The organism is Prevotella marseillensis (genome assembly GCF_900625065.1).
Lineage (GTDB): Bacteria > Bacteroidota > Bacteroidia > Bacteroidales > Bacteroidaceae > Prevotella > Prevotella rara.
This window is the reverse complement of record NZ_UYXY01000001.1, coordinates 2,488,415-2,508,178: the sequence shown is the minus strand read 5'-3', so window position 1 is coordinate 2,508,178 and position 19,764 is coordinate 2,488,415. Positions and strand designations below refer to the sequence as shown.

At 48.2% G+C, this 19,764-nt stretch carries 13 protein-coding genes and 2 tRNA genes; 14 read left to right on the top strand and 1 reads right to left on the bottom strand.

The genetic code is table 11. The features are described from left to right. The first annotated feature begins 21 nt into the window (after window positions 1-21). From recQ to EJL04_RS10090, 9 genes are all read left to right on the top strand, one after another. A complete protein-coding gene (gene recQ, locus EJL04_RS10130) occupies window positions 22-2,199 on the top strand; it encodes a DNA helicase RecQ (RefSeq protein ID WP_021854222.1) in 2,178 nt (725 codons plus the stop codon). Window positions 2,200-2,785: 586 nt separating this feature from the next. Beyond that, complete coding sequence (gene guaB, locus EJL04_RS10125; protein WP_021854221.1) at window positions 2,786-4,264, top strand: IMP dehydrogenase; 1,479 nt, start codon at window positions 2,786-2,788, stop codon at window positions 4,262-4,264. Between the two features lie 66 nt (window positions 4,265-4,330). Continuing rightward, a complete protein-coding gene (locus EJL04_RS10120) occupies window positions 4,331-5,764 on the top strand; it encodes a peptidylprolyl isomerase (protein WP_125104858.1) in 1,434 nt (477 codons plus the stop codon). Next, window positions 5,764-7,215 (top strand): peptidylprolyl isomerase, encoded by a 1,452-nt coding sequence (locus EJL04_RS10115; protein ID WP_125104857.1) that lies wholly within the window; start codon window positions 5,764-5,766, stop codon window positions 7,213-7,215. Before EJL04_RS10120 ends, EJL04_RS10115 begins: the two co-directional genes overlap by 1 nt. Continuing rightward, entirely contained in the window at window positions 7,212-9,131 is a 1,920-nt protein-coding gene (locus tag EJL04_RS10110; RefSeq protein ID WP_125104856.1) for an OstA-like protein, read from the top strand. Before EJL04_RS10115 ends, EJL04_RS10110 begins: the two co-directional genes overlap by 4 nt. 4 nt (window positions 9,132-9,135) lie before the next feature. Continuing rightward, complete coding sequence (locus EJL04_RS16375; protein ID WP_021854217.1) at window positions 9,136-9,438, top strand: hypothetical protein; 303 nt, start codon at window positions 9,136-9,138, stop codon at window positions 9,436-9,438. Window positions 9,439-9,448: 10 nt separating this feature from the next. Continuing rightward, complete coding sequence (gene mutL / locus EJL04_RS10100) at window positions 9,449-11,293, top strand: DNA mismatch repair endonuclease MutL (RefSeq protein ID WP_125104855.1); 1,845 nt, start codon at window positions 9,449-9,451, stop codon at window positions 11,291-11,293. Between the two features lie 159 nt (window positions 11,294-11,452). Further along, complete coding sequence (locus tag EJL04_RS10095) at window positions 11,453-12,598, top strand: OmpA family protein (RefSeq protein ID WP_125104854.1); 1,146 nt, start codon at window positions 11,453-11,455, stop codon at window positions 12,596-12,598. Between the two features lie 127 nt (window positions 12,599-12,725). Further along, window positions 12,726-12,800, top strand: a tRNA-Val gene (locus tag EJL04_RS10090). 667 nt (window positions 12,801-13,467) lie between these two features. Here the strand turns inward: EJL04_RS10090 and EJL04_RS10085 are convergent. Beyond that, on the bottom strand, window positions 13,468-13,662 hold the full coding sequence (locus tag EJL04_RS10085; protein ID WP_125104853.1) for a hypothetical protein: 195 nt from the start codon (window positions 13,660-13,662) through the stop codon (window positions 13,468-13,470). A gap of 260 nt (window positions 13,663-13,922) precedes the next feature. On the opposite strand from EJL04_RS10085, the gene EJL04_RS10080 reads away from it, so the two are divergent. The 5 genes from EJL04_RS10080 to EJL04_RS10060 all read left to right on the top strand — a co-directional run bounded on the left by EJL04_RS10080 (window position 13,923) and on the right by EJL04_RS10060 (window position 19,546). Next, a tRNA-Val gene (locus EJL04_RS10080) sits at window positions 13,923-13,997 on the top strand. Window positions 13,998-14,186: 189 nt separating this feature from the next. Then, a complete protein-coding gene (gene purB / locus EJL04_RS10075; protein WP_021854214.1) occupies window positions 14,187-15,533 on the top strand; it encodes an adenylosuccinate lyase in 1,347 nt (448 codons plus the stop codon). Between the two features lie 143 nt (window positions 15,534-15,676). After that, entirely contained in the window at window positions 15,677-17,095 is a 1,419-nt protein-coding gene (locus tag EJL04_RS10070) for a pseudouridine synthase (RefSeq protein WP_125104852.1), read from the top strand. 138 nt (window positions 17,096-17,233) lie between these two features. Continuing rightward, the gene (gene asnS / locus EJL04_RS10065; RefSeq protein WP_053399175.1) at window positions 17,234-18,637 is read left to right on the top strand and encodes an asparagine--tRNA ligase; all 1,404 of its coding nucleotides are present in this window, start codon (window positions 17,234-17,236) and stop codon (window positions 18,635-18,637) included. 441 nt (window positions 18,638-19,078) lie between these two features. Beyond that, on the top strand, window positions 19,079-19,546 hold the full coding sequence (locus EJL04_RS10060; protein WP_021854210.1) for a nucleoside deaminase: 468 nt from the start codon (window positions 19,079-19,081) through the stop codon (window positions 19,544-19,546). Window positions 19,547-19,764 lie beyond the last annotated feature (218 nt).

Here is a 19,764-nt window from a genome sequence, read left to right as displayed (position 1 = left end):
GAAACTCTGCTTACTAACTATATGAACAAGGAAGTTAATCTTACAGAAAAACTGAAGCAATATTTCGGCTTTGATAAGTTTAAAGGTGACCAGGAAGCCATTATACGCAATCTGCTCGATGGCAAGAACACGTTTGTGCTTATGCCTACCGGAGGCGGAAAGTCGTTGTGTTATCAGTTGCCGTCGCTCATCATGGACGGCACGGCAATAGTGATATCGCCGCTCATTGCACTGATGAAGAATCAGGTTGACGTGATCAACGGCATGAGCGAGAGCGACGGGGTGGCTCATTATCTTAACTCCTCTCTTAACAAGTCGGCCATCGACCATGTTAAGAGCGACATCATGGCCGGCAAGACCAAGTTGCTGTATGTTGCGCCTGAGTCGCTCACAAAGGAGGATAATGTCGACTTCCTCAAGACTGTTAAGATTTCTTTCTATGCCATAGACGAGGCACACTGTATATCTGAATGGGGACACGACTTCCGTCCTGAATACCGCCGTATACGCCCGATTATCAACGAGATCGGCAATGCCCCGGTGATAGCGCTTACGGCTACGGCCACCGACAAGGTGAGAACGGATATAAAGAAGAGCCTCGGAATACTCGACGCAACAGAGTTCAAGAGTTCGTTCAACCGTCCGAACCTTTATTATGAGGTAAGGCATAAGACGAAGGATATAGACAAGCAGATAGTTAAGTTCATAAGGCAGAACCCCGGCAAGAGCGGCATCATTTATTGTCTGTCGCGCAAGAAGGTCGAAGAACTGGCCGCGGTGCTGCGTGCCAACGATATCAAGGCTGCGGCATATCATGCCGGTCTCGACTCGTCTACACGCTCGGCAACACAGGACGATTTCCTGATGGAGCGCCTCGACGTAATCGTTGCCACTATTGCTTTCGGTATGGGAATAGACAAGCCCGACGTGCGCTTTGTGATCCATTATGACATACCCAAAAGTCTTGAAGGCTACTATCAGGAAACTGGCCGTGCCGGTAGAGATGGTGGGGAAGGCAAGTGTATCGCATTCTACTCATATAAAGACCTCAGAAAACTTGAGAAGTTTATGGAGGGAAAGCCTGTTGCCGAACAGGACATCGGTCGCCAGCTGCTGCAGGAGACAGCCGCATACGCCGAGTCTTCCGTGTGTCGCAGAAAGATGCTTCTGCATTATTTCGGCGAGGTGTACGACAAGGACAACTGCGGCAACTGTGACAACTGCCTGCATCCGAAGACGAAGATTGAGGCCAAGGATGCGCTGCTCGTTGTGTTGCAGGCTATCGCGGCAATAAAGGAGGACTTCAGGACAGACTATGTCATAGACTTTGTTGAAGGAAAAGACAACAACGACATAGTGGCTCACAAGCATGACAAGCTTGACGAGTTCGGCTCGGGTGAGGATATGGACGAAAAACTCTGGAATCCGGTAATACGTCAGGCACTCATTGCAGGATACATCAAGAAGGATGTGGAGAACTACGGCATACTGAAACTTACTGCTGCCGGCAAGAGGTTCATTAAGAATCCTGAGTCGTTCATGATCGTGAAGGACAACGACTTCAACGAAGAGGACGAAGAGGAAGTAAGCGACGGAGCTGGTGCAGCACTCGATCCGATGCTGTATTCCATGCTGAAAGACCTGCGCAAGAAGGTCAGCAGCAAGCATCAGCTGCCGCCTTATGTCATCTTCCAGGATGTGTCGTTGGAGCAGATGGCCACCGTTTATCCTATAACTCTCGAAGAACTTCAGAACATTCAGGGAGTGGGAGCAGGCAAGGCACGCCGCTACGGCAAGGAGTTTGTCGAGCTGATAAAGAAACACTGCGAGGAGAACGACATAGAGCGCCCCGAAGACCTGCGTGTGCGTACAGTGGCAAAGAAGTCGGTGCTGAAGGTGAAAATCATACAGAGCATCGACCGGCAGATAGCCCTCGACGACATTGCCGATGCACAGGGCATCGACTTTGAAGACCTGCTCGATGAGGTTGAGGCCATCGTCTACAGCGGAACAAAGATAAACATTGACTACTTCCTCGAAGAAGTGATGGACGACGACCATGTGGACGACATCTACGACTACTTCAAGGAGAGCGAGACCGACGACCTTGAGACTGCCATGGAAGAGCTTGGCGATGATTATAGTGAAGACGAGATCCGTCTGGTTAGAATAAAGTTTATATCAGACATGGGCAACTAATCCTAGGCCGGGACAAGCCGGAACAATGGCGGCTGACATCCTGCGGCTTAGGTACAGATAATAACATAGTTGATGAAAGGTGGCTTTTGCATTGCGAAAGGCCACCTTTTATCGTGTAATATGCGGCATATTGGCAGGCAAAAGACCATGTATTGCAATGCGCTGTATATCAGGACGTTCCGTGGCAGGACGTCGGTCGCTGTTTTTGTCCAGGCCGGTTGTTGGCGTATGGCTGTATTTTCGTGGCATATTGAGCGCAGTGTCGTAAGTTTTTTCGCTGAACAGCGTACAGTGTCAATAGAAGGATGACGGCAAGATTGTAGCAGAAAAAACAAAGACGGATGAAGGAGGTAATGTGCTTGCCTGTTTAAACTATATGCGGTCTGTTGGCCGATTTTGTCGACTAAAACATAAAAAACGCCAAACAGTATGCTCAAAAGGCTGCTTTTTAATGTTTTCGGCATGTCGCCGGCCGTTGCCGCGGGCTGCGTTAAATAGCATTAATTAGAAAAGAAAATGACGTTTGTGGCGTCTGATATGGATTTTTTTTGCTAAATTTGCACGCAATAAATTTCTAAATAAATATATGTCATCATTTGTTGCAGATAAAATTGTGATGGACGGTCTGACTTTTGACGACGTCCTCTTAATCCCAGCTTATTCGGAAGTACTGCCAAAGACGGTAGAGTTGAAAACCAAGTTCTCGCGCAACATCAGCCTGAACGTTCCTTTTGTTACGGCCGCAATGGACACCGTGACAGAGTCGGCCATGGCTATAGCCATAGCCCGCGAAGGCGGTATCGGCGTTATACACAAAAACATGTCGATAGAGGAGCAGGCACGCCAGGTTGCCATTGTTAAGCGTGCGGAGAACGGTATGATTTACGACCCTGTTACAATCCGCCGCGGTTCTACCGTAAGAGAGGCTCTGGCCATGATGGCAGAATATCATATCGGTGGTATTCCTGTCGTTGATGACGAAAACCATCTGGTAGGTATCGTTACAAACCGCGACCTGAGATTCGAGCGCACTCTCGACCGTAAGATCGACGAGGTAATGACAAGCGAGAATCTTGTAACGACTAACATCCAGACAGACCTTACAGCTGCGGCTGCCATTCTGCAGGAAAACAAGATAGAGAAGCTGCCCGTTGTTGACAACGACAACAAACTGGTAGGACTTATCACATATAAGGATATCACCAAGGCTAAGGACAAGCCTATGGCATGCAAGGACGCCAAGGGACGTCTGCGCGTTGCTGCCGGAGTAGGCGTTACTGCTGATACGCTCGACCGTATGCAGGCTCTTGTTGACGCCAATGCCGATGCTATCGTGATAGACACAGCCCACGGACATTCTAAATATGTAATCGAGAAGCTTGTTGAGGCTAAGCACTCATTCCCCGGTGTAGACATCGTTGTGGGTAACGTGGCTACAGGCGCTGCTGCCAAGATGCTCGTTGATAACGGTGCCGACGCAGTAAAGGTAGGTATCGGTCCGGGCAGTATCTGTACTACACGTGTCGTTGCCGGTGTGGGCGTTCCTCAGCTCAGCGCTGTTTATGACGTGGCTTGCGCCCTCGAGGGTACAGGCGTTCCTCTCATTGCCGACGGCGGTCTGCGCTATTCAGGCGATGTTGTCAAGGCTCTTGCAGCCGGCGGATATTGCGTCATGATCGGTTCGCTGGTAGCCGGAACAGAAGAGAGCCCCGGCGACACAATAATCTTCAACGGACGTAAGTTCAAGAGCTATCGCGGAATGGGCAGTCTCGAGGCCATGGAGAACGGATCTAAGGACCGCTACTTCCAGTCAGAGACTAAGGATGTTAAGAAACTTGTGCCCGAAGGCATTGCTGGCCGCGTTCCTTATAAAGGCACTCTGCAGGAGGTTATCTATCAGCTCGTGGGCGGTCTGCGCTCAGGTATGGGCTACTGTGGAGCCAACGACATACAGGCACTTCATAATGCCAAATTCGTGCGCATAACAAATGCAGGCGTGCTCGAGAGCCATCCTCACGACATCTCTATCACAAGTGAGGCTCCCAACTACTCACGCCCTGAATAACCGGCATGTATAGAGGCTCGCATGTGAGCCGAGATGAGTATTATTTAAATACCGCAATATTAAGAAATGAAATCTTTTAAGCTTTTTGTAGCCATGCTCCTCTGTGGGAGCATGGCTCTTGCTCAGCACGACGATCCCGTTGTAATGAAAATCAACGGGGTGCCAGTGACACGCTCTGAGTTTGAGTATTCATATAATAAGAACAATTCTGACGACGTAATCGACAAGAAGACTGTTGACGAATACGTCGACTTGTTTGTTAATTACAAACTTAAGGTCGCAGCAGCCTATGACGCTAAGCTCGACACGCTCAGCTCGTTTAAGAAAGAGTTTGCCATGTACCGCGACCAGCAGGTACGTCCGTCGTTTGTCAACGATTCTGACATCGTGGCCGAGGCACGCCTGGTTTACGACAAGACAAAGGAGCGTATCGGCGAGCGCGGACTGATTAAGCCTGCACACATACTTATATATGTTGAGCAGAAAGCCCCTGCTGAGAAGCTCGAGAAGGCACGCCTGCGCGCCGACTCGCTTTACAACGTGCTGAAAGGCGGAGCCGACTTTGCCGAGCTTGCCAAGAAATATTCGCAGGATCCGGGTTCGGCCAAGAACGGAGGAGAACTGCCCTGGCTTCAGCCCGGACAGACGCTCAAGGAGTTTGAAGACGCAGCTTATGCTCTGAAAACCGGCGAAATGAGCAAACCGGTGCTCTCACCTGTGGGCTATCACATCATTCTCATGAAGGACCGCAAGGCTTTTGAGCCGTTCGACACGCTGAAGACTGACATCATACGCTTTATCGAGGCACGTGGCGCACGTGAGAGAATTGTTGACAAAAAGCTTGAAGAACTTGTAAAAGAGTCTGACGGAAAACTTACCAAAGAGAACATCCTTGAGGCAAGGGCCGAAGAGATGGCAAGCAAGGACTCTGACCTGAAGAATCTTATCAAGGAATATCACGACGGACTCTTGCTTTATGAGATAAGCAACCGCATGGTGTGGGACAAGGCCGCAAAAGACGATGTCGGACTTGCCGCATATTTCAAGAAGAACAAGAAAAGATATTATTGGGACGAACCCAGATACAAGGGTATGGTATACCACGTCAAGCAGAATGAAGACGTAGAGGCTGTTAAGAACTGCGTGAAGGATGTTCCGTTTGACGAATGGGCTGAGAAACTGCGTGTTACGTTCAACAACGACTCTGTGTTGAGAATACGCGTCGAGAAAGGTATATTCAAGGCCGGCGACAATGCATTTATCGACAAGATGGTGTTTAAGAAAGACACCGTGGTTACTCCGGTCAAGAACTTCCCTATCGATGCTGTTTACGGAAAGATACTTAAGCGTAAGCCCGAAAACTACGAGGATGTTCGTGGACTGGTTACGGCCGACTATCAGGACCAGCTGGAGAAGCAGTGGGTGGCCGACCTCAGAAAGAAATATCCCGTGGAAGTATATTATGATGTGTTGAAAACAGTAAATAATCATTCTAAATAATGAGATCTAGAAGCAAAACAGCCTTATGGGCCGTAGTATCGATGGTGTTCTTTGCCACTGTAAGCGCGCGGCCTTTACAGGGTGGCGACGATAAAGACGTTGCAAAAACCGACTCGGTTGCAAAGGTTGACACCGTTGATTCTGCCGATCCGGCAAGCGTGGTCGACGAGGTTATATGGGTTGTCGGTGACGAGCCAATACTCTTGTCTGACGTCGAAATGGCCCGTATGCAGGCCGAGATGGAAGGCGTCAAGTGGGAAGGTGATCCCGACTGTACCATTCCTGAGCAGTTGGCCGTGCAGAAGCTGTTCTTGCATCAGGCTGCGATAGACAGTATCGAGGTCAGCGAGTCTGAGGTGGCTCAGAGTGTTGAGCATCAGATAAGCGCATGGCTTCAGATGGTCGACGGCAACAAGGAACGTCTGGAGGAGTATAAGAGGAAGAGTCTTGCTGAGCTGCGAATATCTCTTCACGATGACTTCAAAGACCGCCTTCTCATTGAAAGAGAACGCGAGAAGCTCGTTGAGGACATCACAGTTTCGCCTGCCGATGTGCGCAGATATTTCAGCGAATTGCCTGAAGACAGTATCCCTATGGTTCCGACAGAGGTTGAAGTACAGATTATAACACGTACTCCGAAAGTGGAGCAGGCCGAAATAGACCGTATAAAGAACGAACTTCGCAATTACACCGAGATGGTCACCAGCGGTCAGACTTCTTTCACGGCATTGGCAAAGCTTTATTCGGAAGATCCGGGTACAGCCCGTATGGGTGGCGAATTTCCTGATTATGTAGGCCGAGGCATGCTCGATCCGGCTTTTGCTAACGTGGCTTTCAACCTTACAGACCCGAAGAAGATATCTAAAATCGTAGAGACCGACTTCGGATATCATATCATCCAGCTTATAGACAAGCGAGGCGACAAGATTAAGGTAAGACACATCCTTCTTAAGCCTAACGTTTCTAATGAGGCTATCGAGACAGCTTCAATGCAGCTTGACTCTATAGCAGACGAGATACGTGCGGGCAAATTCACCTTCGAGCAGGCAGCGTCATTCCTGTCAGACGATAAGGATACCCGCAACAACAACGGTCTGATGGCCAACACCACCGAGTCAGGACGTACAAGTAAGTTCCAGCTCCGCAATCTGCCTTCAGAGATAGCACGTGTGGTAGACACGCTGAAGGTTGGTGAGGTGTCGGCTCCTTTCCAGATGATTAATGAGAAAAACGGTAAGCTCGTTTGTGTCGTCGCAAAGCTGAAGAGCCGCGTGGAGATGCACAGGGCTACGATAACCGAAGATTTTCAGACGATGAAGAACATCGTGCTTGCCAAGCGCAAGGAAGAGTTCATAAAAGACTGGATAAAGGATAAGATAAAGAATACGTATATACGAATAAACGATCGTTATAAGAATTGTAACTTTGAATATCAAGGTTGGGTTAAATGACAACAAACAATAGAATAAAAGTCTTATTCAGCGGGCATAGGATACTGATTGTGGTACTCCTGTGCCTGTTTGGACTTAGTGTGGTCCAATCACGCCAGCCGAATAAGAAGAAACCGCGCAAGAGTACAAACGAGCGCGTCTATCTTGTTCATGCCGATGTTACCAATTATGACATGTTCGGCGACAACCCTACGGCCCAGGTGCTTAAGGGGCGTGTGGCATTCAGGCATAATGGTGCGCGCCTGTTCTGTGACAGTGCGTATCTTTATCAGGAGTCAAACTCGTTTAAGGCTTTCGGACATGTGAAGATGTATCAGGGAGACACCCTCTCGCTGTTCAGCGACTATGCCTATTATGACGGCAACGACCAGATGGCCGAGGCACGCTACAATGTTGTGCTGAAGCATAGGGGCACCACGCTTTACACCGACAGTCTTAACTACGACCGTCTTTACGGCATCGGATATTTCTTTGAAGGCGGAAAGATGGTCGACAAGAAGAACGTATTGGTTTCTGACTGGGGCGAATATGACACGGAAACACGCAACGCCGTGTTCAATTATAATGTAAATCTGAAGAATCCTAAGTTTGTTCTTACCACAGATACGCTCCATTATGACACACGTACTTCAATGGCGCATATCGTTGGACCGTCGAAAATCACTTCGGGAAAGAGCACGATATATACATCTCAGGGATATTATGACACCAATAAGGAGAAAGCCCGCCTATATGGACGGTCGCGTCTTACCAACAACGGTAAGGAACTTACGGGCGACAGTCTGTTCTATAACGAAAAGACAGGTATAAGTCAGGGCTTTCATAATGTTGTGTACAAGGATTCGCTTAACAAGAATCAGCTGAACAGCAACTACTTCTGGTATAATGAAAAGACAGGTTTTGCCTTCGCAACAGACAGCGCCGTGATGATGGATTTCTCTCAGCGTGACACGCTTTATCTGCATTCTGACACGATGAAGGTTTACACCTTTAATATAAACACCGACTCTGTTTATCGTGTGGCCCATTGTTATAATAAGGTAAGGGCGTTCAGACCGGATGTTCAGGCCGTTTGCGACTCTCTGATTTACAACACGAAAGACTCGTGTCTCATAATGTATAAAGACCCGATAACATGGAATGCTAACCGCCAGCTGTTAGGTGAGGTTATCGAGGTGTTCATGAAAGACTCGACAATTGACCGCGCACATGTTATAAATCAGGCTCTTTCGATAGAGCAGTTGCCCGACAGCATCCATTTTAATCAGATATCTTCGAGAGAGATGTTCGGATATTTTGAAAATGGAGAAATACGCAAGACCGAGGCGATAGGTAACGTGCTTGCCGTGTATTACCTTGAAGAAGACAAGGACAGCTCGCTCACCAACATGGCATATATTGAGACGGATACGATGCGTATGTTCATGAGAAACCGACAGCTGGAAACTCTTTGGACATGCAAGAGTCAGAATGTTATGTATCCTATCACACAGACGCCCGTGGCAAAGTCTAAGCTGCCGTCGTTTGCATGGTTTGACTATGTCAGGCCGCTTGACAAGAATGACATATTCGTATGGCGCGGCAAGAAGAGCGGCACAGAGCTAAAGAACATTCCGCGCCGTTCAGCACCGTTGCAGCATATAAGTTCCGGCTCTGTTGTTTCTGTTGAAAGTGAAGTTAAGCCTGTTGCAGGCGCAGAACAGTCGAAGCCGGATGATGGAGCGGACGCAAAGCAAACATCGTCTGCAGATGGCGCGTCAGAAAAACAGAAAACTGCAGGTTTACCGGAAAGTAAGCCGGAATCTGCTCCAGTTCCTGCATCCGACAGCGTAAAGGATTCTGACGTTCAGACTGCGCCGGGTGGAGAAACAAAAACAGAGGCCAAGACCGATGTTGAGCTAAAAGACAACAAATAAGCTTATGGGACTGTTCAAGCAGCGCAGACCGCGTGGGTTTCAGCATCAATACCTGTATGCTGATGAACGTAAGGATGTATTGAAGGATGTGGAGGAACGTGCGAAACGGGAGCTTGGTGTGACAGACGACAAAGGCAAGTCAAGCCATGAAGACCGCATAAGAGGCGCTTTCCTTAACGCTACGAAATATGCAAGGCGCCGCAGCGAACGGCGTTTGTCCGGCGGATTCATCCTTAGTACGGGTGTCATCCTGCTGCTGATTGTCCTGCTTGTTGTAGTTTGGAAGTTTTTGCTTTATTTTAATTAGTTGAAAAATCATGAGTGACATTATACAGCTTCTGCCTGATTCTGTGGCAAATCAGATTGCTGCGGGTGAGGTTATACAGCGTCCGGCATCTGTAATCAAGGAACTTGTTGAAAATTCTGTTGATGCTGGAGCAGATACAATTAAGGTACTGGTTACCGATGCAGGGCGCACTTCGATACAGGTGATAGACAACGGCAAGGGCATGTCGGAAACCGATGCGCGCCTGTCGTTTGAACGTCATGCAACATCAAAGATACGCCAGGCAAGCGACCTGTTTGCTCTTCATACAATGGGATTCCGTGGCGAGGCGCTTGCATCCATCGCTGCCGTGGCCCAGGTTGAACTGAAAACACGCACTGCAGATGACGAACTCGGAACGCATATCACTATTTCCGGCTCTAAGGTTATGGCCCAGGAGCCTGTTTCATGTCCTATAGGAAGTAACTTTTCTGTAAACAATATATTCTTCAACGTCCCTGCAAGACGTAAGTTCTTGAAGTCTAACTCTACGGAACTTAATAACATCCTTGCTGCTTTTGAGCGTATAGTGCTTGTTTATCCGCAGATAAACTTTACGTTCCATAGCAACGGCGTGGAGATGTTCAACCTGCGTAAAGGCAGCCTGAGACAGCGTATAGTAGATGTGTTCGGCAAGAAACTCAATCACGACATACTGCCCGTTAACGTAGAGACAACGGTATGCAATATCTCGGGATTTGTCGGCAAGCCCGAAGCCGCCCGTAAGAAATGCTCTCATCAGTATTTCTTTGTCAACGGGAGATATATGAAGCATCCGTATTTTCATAAGGCCGTGCTTACGGCTTTCGACCGCCTTATACCTATGGGCGAGCAGGTGCCTTATTTCATTTACTTCGATGTCAATCCCGAAGACATCGATGTGAACATCCATCCTACAAAAACCGAGATAAAGTTTGAGAATGAGCAGACTATATGGCAGATACTTATGGCTGCCGTTAAAGACTCTCTCGGCCGCTTTAATGATGTTCCTTCGATAGACTTCGACACTGAAGGAAGGCCTGATATACCGGTGTTCGACCCCTCTGTGGGCGGCACTTCAGCTCCCAAACTTGACTTTAATCCGGAGTATAATCCTTTCAAGGAGACGTCAGCAGGCAGTATGCCATCAAACCGTAGAACGGTTCCTGACTCATGGGAAACGCTCTATGAAGGAGTGAGCGGCGGCGAAGAGCAAAGCCTCTTTATGCCAGATGTAGCCCAGCCTGAACCGGAAGGAACGATAATCTCGGGCGGAGGCAGCGTTATAGACGAGAAGTCACCTGCACATTATCAATATAAGGGAAAGTATATCATGACTGCCGTTAAGTCTGGTTTGATGGTTATCGACCAGTACCGTGCCCATGTGCGCATACTTTATGAACGCTATCTTTCGCAGATTAACGGAAAGGGATGCAGTTCGCAGCAGATATTGTTCCCGGAGATGATACAGTTTTCTCCTTCCGAAACAGTGATTATAGATAAGATAAGCAACGAAATAGCCAATATAGGTTTCGATCTCGCTTCTCTTGGAGGCGGCAGCTACTCGATAAACGGAATTCCCGCCGGACTTGAAGACGTTGACTATGTAAAGCTGTTGAAGAATATAGTGGATGATTTTATTGAAACCGGAATAGGGCCGACGGAAGGAATAAACAGCGCACTGGCACTGCAATTGGCAAAAAGTGCAGCCATCCCTTACGGACAAGTGCTCGACAATGCAGAGATGGAAAGCATTGTGAACGAACTGTTTACGTGCTCAAACGTAAACTACACTCCTGACGGCAAGCCTGTGATAGGCATGCTTAAGCAACATGACATTGATAGTTTGTTCTGTTGACACGTTTTTATAATAGTTTGTATTATTTTCTGTAAATGTGAAAATAAAATTACAAAAAACGTGTTTAATTGAAAAATATTGCTATCTTTGCAATTGAAGATAAGCTTTGTATATAAAGGCATTTGACATATTTTTATTGATTGTTTAATATTAAGAGTTATGAAAAAGTTATTAATTGTATTACTTTTAGCAGGTGCTTCTGTTGCCTCAATGGCGCAGGAGAACGACGCTACTGAAAAGTACAGCGTTGCTACAAATTCGTTCTGGAGCAACTGGTTTATTCAGGCCGGTGCTGAATGGAACGCTTGGTATGGTAATTATGAAGATGGCAGAGGCTGGTCAAAGAGCCCCTTCAAGAAATTCCGTTCTAACCCTGGAGCTTCTATCGCCATCGGTAAATGGTTCACACCTGGAATAGGTCTCCGTACAAAGCTGCAGGGAATCTGGGGTAAGGCTGTTTACAGCGATCAGAACAAAGGCAACGGCAACAAGTATTGGATCTTGAATGAGCAGGTAATGTTCAACCTCAGCAATATGTTCTGTGGCTACAATCCTGACCGTGTATGGAACTTCATACCTTTCGCAGGTGCCGGTGTTGGCCGTTCTTGCACATATAACAGATATGCAATGGGCTGGTCAGTAGGTATCTTGAACGAGTTCTGGGTAAGCAGAAAGGTTGCCATCAACTTCGAACTTGGTTGGAACCGCATGGAGAGCGACATCTGCGGTATGCCGGCCGATATGGGCGATGGCTTCCTGATGAACCATCCTAACAACGTTTATGCAGAGGTTGGTATCACTTACAACGTAGGTAAGGGCACATGGAACAAAGTTCCTGATGTAGACGCCATCAAGGCTCTTTCACAGTCACAGCTAGACGCTCTCAATGCTCAGCTGGCAGACGAGAAGGCAGAGAACAGCCGTCTGAAGAACGAGCTTGCAAACAGAACTGCTACTGCAACAACAAAGGTTGAGAAAGAGTATATAACAAATCCTGTTTCTGTATTCTTCAACATCAACAAGTCTACAATCGCTTCAAGAAAAGACCTTGTTAACGTTAAGAATCTTGCAGACTATTCTAAGGACAACAACGCTAAGTTGATTGTTACCGGATATGCTGACAATGCAACAGGTCCTGCTGCATACAATCGTGCTCTGTCACAGAAACGTGCTGAGAGAGTTGCTGACGAATTGGTTAAGATGGGTGTTAAGAGAGAAAACATCCAGATTGAGGCTAAGGGCGGTGTAGACACACTTGTTCCTCCTTCATACAACCGTCGCGCTACTGTTGAGATTGCAAAGTAAAATTCCATATCAGTTAAAGTTTAAATGGTGCCCCGACATGTCGGGGCATCTTTTTTTGAAAAAAGTTTGCGAAAAATTTGGTGGAAAGAAAAAAACGCCGTATCTTTGCACTCGCTTACAAGAACAAGGGCGTTTAGCTCAGCTGGTTTAGAGCATCTGCCTTACAAGCAGAGGGTCGGCGGTTCGAATCCGTCAACGCCCACATCAAAACAGAATGCCGGACAATTTGTCCGGCATTTTTCGTTTATTGTCATTGTTGCCGCTTGTCTGTCTTTTCTTCGTTTCGCTGCAGTCGTGGCCTGTATGGCATGTTTTCCTGATAGTTTTTGTGTCTTGCTTTAACCCCAATCTGTTATTATGATTCGGTCTGTATTATTGCTTTATATTGAGCTCCTTTTTGTTGGATTTTGCAGGCATGGCGGGCTATGTCAAGAAAAAGCGAACAAAAAGCCGCCAATAGAAACAAAAAGGCGGGATGAAGGCATGAATACACAAAATTGATAACGCTATGTGCTGTATAATGACCGGTTGAGGGTTAATACAGTGGCAGCTCTATAGATGTGTGTTTGAATTTCGGATCAGCTTTGTTGTCGGCGGTTTTGTATGTATCCTTTTGTCTTTGCTGGCTTATTTCTTGTAGAAATACATTGTCGGGTAGAATAGGTGAGGAGTTCTTGCGGTTGATGTAGAAAGAATGGCTGTAGACGCTTTAGATGCGCAATGTCTCGGCTTGATGCATGTATTATCGTATGCCCGGTTGGCGCTCGTTGCACTCGGCTGGCTCTTTGTGCGCTGTCTTATTTCTGATTTGCGTTCTTTTATGTTGCGAAAGGATACAAATTGCAGGCTAAAAGGACACCTTTTGCCGCCTAAAATGTGCCCTTTTGTAATGCGTTGATTGTCAGAAGGTTGTGTGGTGAGTGCGAATGCCTGTTGGCGTCGGCATTTTGCAGATAGTTCTTGCGTCCTTTACCTTGTGCAAGGCATGCAGCCGGTATCCTTTTATTTGTCGTGGTGTTAGGTTGTTTTTGCCGTGTGGCGGCTGTTGCTTTTTCTTCGCGCATGAGTCCTCGTTGGTTTTGCTGATTTTATGTCTTTGTCCGGAATATTAGTGCCTGTTCCGTATGTCAGCGTCCATTGCTGCTTTCTGTGAGGAGCGCTGAGCGTTATGTGCGGTGAGTCTTGCATAGAACTGGATTATTGGTGCATCTTAGACAAAAAATGCCTGTTTAGGAACTAAATTTAAGAAAAAATGAAAAAAGTTCGCGAAAAATTTGGCGGAAAGGAAAAAACGCCGTATCTTTGCACTCGCTTACAAGAACAAGGGCGTTTAGCTCAGCTGGTTTAGAGCATCTGCCTTACAAGCAGAGGGTCGGCGGTTCGAATCCGTCAACGCCCACGCAAAACCGACAACACCAAGGTGCTGTCGGTTTTTTCTTTATGCACACTCTTGTCATGATTTTGCCGCTTGCGTGTGTTGCCTGTCCGGTATTTATAAAAATGCAATTTATAACAAACTTTTATTGTCTGTAAGTGCCATTAAATCGATTTAAATTATTAATTTTGCAACCGTTAATACGTATTAGTTATGAATCTTGACTTACTTACTGCCATCTCTCCGATAGACGGCCGATACAGAGGCAAGACCGAACGGCTTGCAGACTATTTTTCTGAGTATGCTCTCATACGTTACCGTATACGTGTGGAGATTGAATATTTTATTGCGCTGTGCGAGCTTCCGCTCCCTCAGCTCAAGGATTTCGACCATTCGCTGTTTGGACGTCTGCGTGACATCTATCTTACGTTTGACGAAGCCGGTGCGGCACGTGTCAAGGAAATTGAAGGCATCACAAACCACGATGTTAAGGCCGTGGAGTATTACATAAAAGAACAGTTCGACGCCATCGGAGGTCTCGAGCCGTTCAAGGAGTTTATTCATTTCGGACTGACGTCGCAGGACATCAACAACACCTCAGTGCCGCTCTCGCTTAAGGATGCGCTTTGCGATGTTGTGGTTCCGCAGGTGGAAGAGCTCATAAAGCAGCTCACCGACTATGCCGAAGAGTGGAAAGAGGTGCCCATGCTGGCCAAGACTCACGGACAGCCTGCATCGCCCACACGTCTCGGTAAGGAGGTTATGGTGTTCGCATACCGTCTGCAGAAGCAGCTCGACTCTTTACGTCAGTGTGAGCTTACTGCCAAGTTCGGCGGTGCTACGGGTAACTACAATGCCCATCATGTGGCATATCCCGAGTACGACTGGAAGGCTTTCGGCAATAAGTTTGTCAGCGAGAAACTCGGACTCGTGCGCGAGCAGTGGACCACGCAGATAAGCAACTATGACTGTCTGGGTGCAGTGCTTGATGCCGTGCGCCGCATAAACACGATAATAATAGACCTCGACCGCGACTTCTGGATGTATATCTCAATGGAATACTTCAAGCAGAAGATCAAGGCCGGTGAGGTTGGCTCGAGCGCAATGCCTCATAAGGTCAATCCTATTGACTTCGAGAACAGTGAAGGCAACCTCGGCGTAGCAAACGCTGTGCTGCAGTTCCTGGCACAGAAGCTGCCCGTAAGCCGTCTGCAGCGCGACCTTACCGACTCTACAGTGCTTCGCAACATCGGCGTGCCTCTCGGACACACTGTCATCGCAATACAGAGCACACTGAAAGGACTGCGCAAGCTCATACTCAACGAAGAGAAGATAAGTGCCGACCTTGACAATACATGGGCCGTTGTGGCTGAGGCCATTCAGACCATACTGCGCCGTGAGGCCTATCCGCATCCGTATGAGGCTCTCAAGGCACTTACACGTACTAACCATAAAATGACAGAAGAAACAATACATCAATTTATCAAAGAACTGAATGTAAGCGATGAGGTTAAGGCTGAGCTTATGGCCATAACACCTCACAATTACACCGGAATATAATAAGCAAGGCATCGCCCGCGGCTTCAGTATTGACTACCGGCCGTGTGGATGCCTGTTTGTTTGAATGTCTTAGTAAATGTAGCAGAACAAAATATAAAAATAACATAATTACAAACCGCCGTGAGGCATTAATCTGAAATAATATGACAGAAGATTTAGAAAACAAGAAAGAAGGTATGTATGCCGGACAAAACGAGGTAAGCCGTGAGGGCTACAAACCGGCTGAAAACACAAACTACCGTAACGGAGAAAGACCTATGCGTCCGCGCATCAAGGTACAGCGTGCATATTCATCTAGCAGAAACTATAATAACGATTCAGCAGGCTTCCGTCCTGAGGGATTCGGCGCAGCGCTCCAGTCAGACGGAGGTCAGCAGCGTTCTTACCGTCCGCGCTACAACAGCGGACAGCAGGGCGGCTATCAGCAGCGTCAGGGCTATCAGCCGCAGCAGCGCGGCGGCTATCGTCCGCGTTATAACAGCGGACAGCAGGGCGGCTATCAGCAGCGTCAGGGCTATCAGCCGCAGCAGCGCGGCGGCTATCGTCCGCGTTATAACAGCGATGCCGACGGCAACTATCAGCCCCGCCAGAACCAGTATGGCCAGCGTCAGGGCTCGCCCTACCGCCAGAACTACAATCAGGGCATGGACGGCGGCTATCAGCCCCGCCAGTCGGCTGGCTATCGTCCGCGTTACAACAACGGAGGAGGCGAGGGCGGCTATCAGCCCCGTCAGAACTCTTATCAGCGCGGCGGTTACCGTCAGCGTACCCCTGATTATGATCCTAACGCAAAGTACAGCCAGAAGAAGCGTATAGAATATAAAGAGGCCAACATCGACCCGACAGTGCCCGTAAGACTTAACAAGTATCTGGCCAATGCAGGTATCTGCAGCCGCCGTGAGGCCGACGAGTTCATACAGGCAGGCGTGGTCAGCGTTAACGGTCAGGTTGTTACAGAGCTCGGAACAAAGGTTCTGCGCACTGACGACATCAGATTCCACGATCAGAAGGTGTCAATGGAGAAGAAGGTATACGTGCTTCTCAACAAGCCAAAGGACTGTGTTACAACAAGCGACGACCCGCAGCAGCGCAAGACTGTGATGGATCTCGTAAAGAACGCATGTCCGGAGCGTATCTATCCCGTAGGACGCCTTGACCGAAACACCACAGGAGTGCTCCTGCTCACCAACGACGGCGATCTGGCCAGCAAGCTCACTCATCCTAAATTCCTGAAGAAGAAGATTTATCACGTCTTCCTCGACAAGAAGGTTACTGCTCACGACATGCAGCAGATAGCCACAGGCATAACTCTTGAGGACGGCGAGGTGCATGCCGACGCCATCGAGTATGCCAGCGCAACAGACAAGAGCCAGGTGGGCATCGAGATACACAGCGGCAAGAACCGTATCGTCCGCCGTATCTTCGAAAGCCTCGGATACAGAGTTGTCAAGCTCGACCGTGTGCTCTTTGCTGGTCTGACTAAGAAGAATCTCCGCCGCGGCGACTGGCGCTTCCTCACAGAGAAGGAAGTTGACATGCTGCGCATGGGAGCTTTTGAATAATAGTACAACAATCAGAATTAAAGGCTGAAGCTTTTTAGACGAAACGTATTTTGGTGCAGGCCTGCGGCTCTGTTTGTGCCACGTGGCCGACAGCATGGCTGAGGCATGCGCCGGATTACTGTCAAAACATATAACAAAATGGAAAAAATCAAGAGAACAAAAGTCGTAGACGTGCTTCAGCGCACAGATTTCGGCGCTGTCGTCAACGTAAAAGGATGGGTGCGTACCCACCGTAGCAGCAAGTCAGTAGACTTTATCGCGCTTAACGACGGTTCAACAATAAAGAACGTACAGGTAGTTGTCGATCCGTCAAAGTTCGACGAGAGCATGCTCAAGCAGATAACCACAGGCTCATGCATCAATGTCAACGGCGAGCTGGTTGAGAGCCAGGGAGCAGGACAGACGGTAGAGCTGCAGTGCCGTGAGATTGAGATTTACGGTCTCTGTGCCAGCGACTATCCGATGCAGAAAAAAGGACAGAGCTTCGAGTACATGCGCCAGTATGCACATCTGCGCCTTCGTACTAACACCTTCGGAGCCGTGATGCGCATACGCCACAATATGGCCATAGCCATCCACAAGTATTTCCACGATCACGGATTCTTCTATTTCCACACACCGCTCATCACAGCCAGCGACTGTGAGGGTGCAGGACAGATGTTCCAGGTTACAACCAAGAACCTCTACGACCTTAAGAAGAACGACGAAGGCAAGATAACCTACGACGACGACTTCTTCGGCAAGCAGACTTCACTCACCGTGAGCGGACAGCTCGAGGGCGAGCTCGGAGCAACGGCTCTGGGTGCCATCTATACTTTCGGACCAACTTTCCGTGCCGAAAACTCAAACACTCCGCGCCACCTGGCAGAGTTCTGGATGATAGAGCCTGAGGTTGCATTCATCGATCTCAACGACCTGATGGACCTCGAGGAAGACTTCATCAAATACTGCGTTCAGTGGGCTTTGGACAACTGCAAGGACGACCTTGAGTTCCTCAACAAGATGATAGACAAGACGCTGATAGAGCGACTCAAGTCGGTTGTCAGCGGTTCTTTTGTCCGTCTTGAGTACACAGAGGGTATCAATATTCTTGAAGAGGCCGTTAAGAACGGTCATAAGTTCGAGTTCCCCGTAAGCTGGGGCATGGACCTTGCCAGCGAGCACGAGCGTTATCTCGTTGAAGAACACTTCAAGAAGCCTGTCATCATGACCGGATATCCTAAGGCCATAAAGGCGTTCTACATGAAGATTAACGAGGACGGCAAGACTGTTCAGGGCACTGACGTTCTGTTCCCGCAGATTGGAGAGATTATCGGCGGAAGCGTGCGTGAGGAGAACTACGACAAGCTGATAGGCGAAATCAACGAGCGCAACATCCCGATGAAGGATATGTGGTGGTATCTCGACACACGTAAATACGGATCATGCCCTCACGGAGGATTCGGTCTCGGATTCGAGCGCCTTATCCTGTTCGTTACAGGTATGCAGAACATACGCGACGTGATACCGTTCCCGCGTACTCCGAAAAATGCTGAATTCTAAAGCTAATATTCTTATATACTAATCAAGAAGGCGTGTCAGAATGTGCTTTTGTATGCATTCTGACACGCTTTTTTTCGTTGTTTTCGTGTCAGGTTTACTACGCCTGATAAGCCCGTAGGCAGAGCTTGACGCCTGATTTTGGCTGAGCGCTTGTTTGTTATTTGCCGTTATGCTTAATGTGAGACAAAGAGCCGGCATAAGTATAGTGAGCGGTTGGGGAAAACCGGCAGATGACAGCCGGAAGCATTGTCCACATTTTTTTATAAATAGTTGAAATAATTATTATTTAATTTGTCTATTTTCTTTTTATAATTTATAAATTAGTATATTTGCTGCGGTATGCCGGCAGATGTCATACTTCAAGTGCGCCCTTGCATCAAGGCCGTGCTGCGGCAGCTGCCGGGTGTATGATTGTTTCAAACGTTAATAAAAGAAATCATTATGACAAAAGACGAACTTATGCGTAAGGCCATAGAGCTTTCGATAGATAATGTCAACAATGGCGGAGGACCTTTCGGAGCCGTGATAGCTCGCGACGGCGAGATTGTTGCAACAGGAGTCAACCGCGTGACGGCCAACAACGACCCTACAGCCCATGCCGAGGTGAGCGCCATAAGGGCGGCAGCTGCCGCCTTGGGTACGTTCGACCTAAGCGACTGCGAGATTTTTACGTCGTGTGAGCCGTGCCCCATGTGCCTTGGCGCAATATATTGGGCAAGACTGAAGAAGGTTTATTTTGCCAACAACAAGACCGATGCCAAGAACATCGGATTTGACGACTCGTTTATCTACGACGAGCTGGCTCTGCCGCGTGAAGGCCGCAAGTTGTCGTCAGAGGAGATGATGCGCAACGAGGCCATCAAGGCTTTTGAGATGTGGGCGCAGAAAGACGATAAGATAGAGTATTGACGTATCTTGGCAGATAAGCCCTTTGATTATTGGCTGTGCCGGATATGCTGTGTCCGGTACTGTTTCCCGCTTTCTGCCGGACTGCAATCCGGCCGGAGGAGTTGTAAGCTATGAATCCGGCAGGCTTCTGTAAGTAGTCCTTTTATGTTTCAGGCTTTCGGCTCATGTCTTACGGCAGGCGTGATAGTGTTATTTTAATGCCTTGTTGCCATGACGAC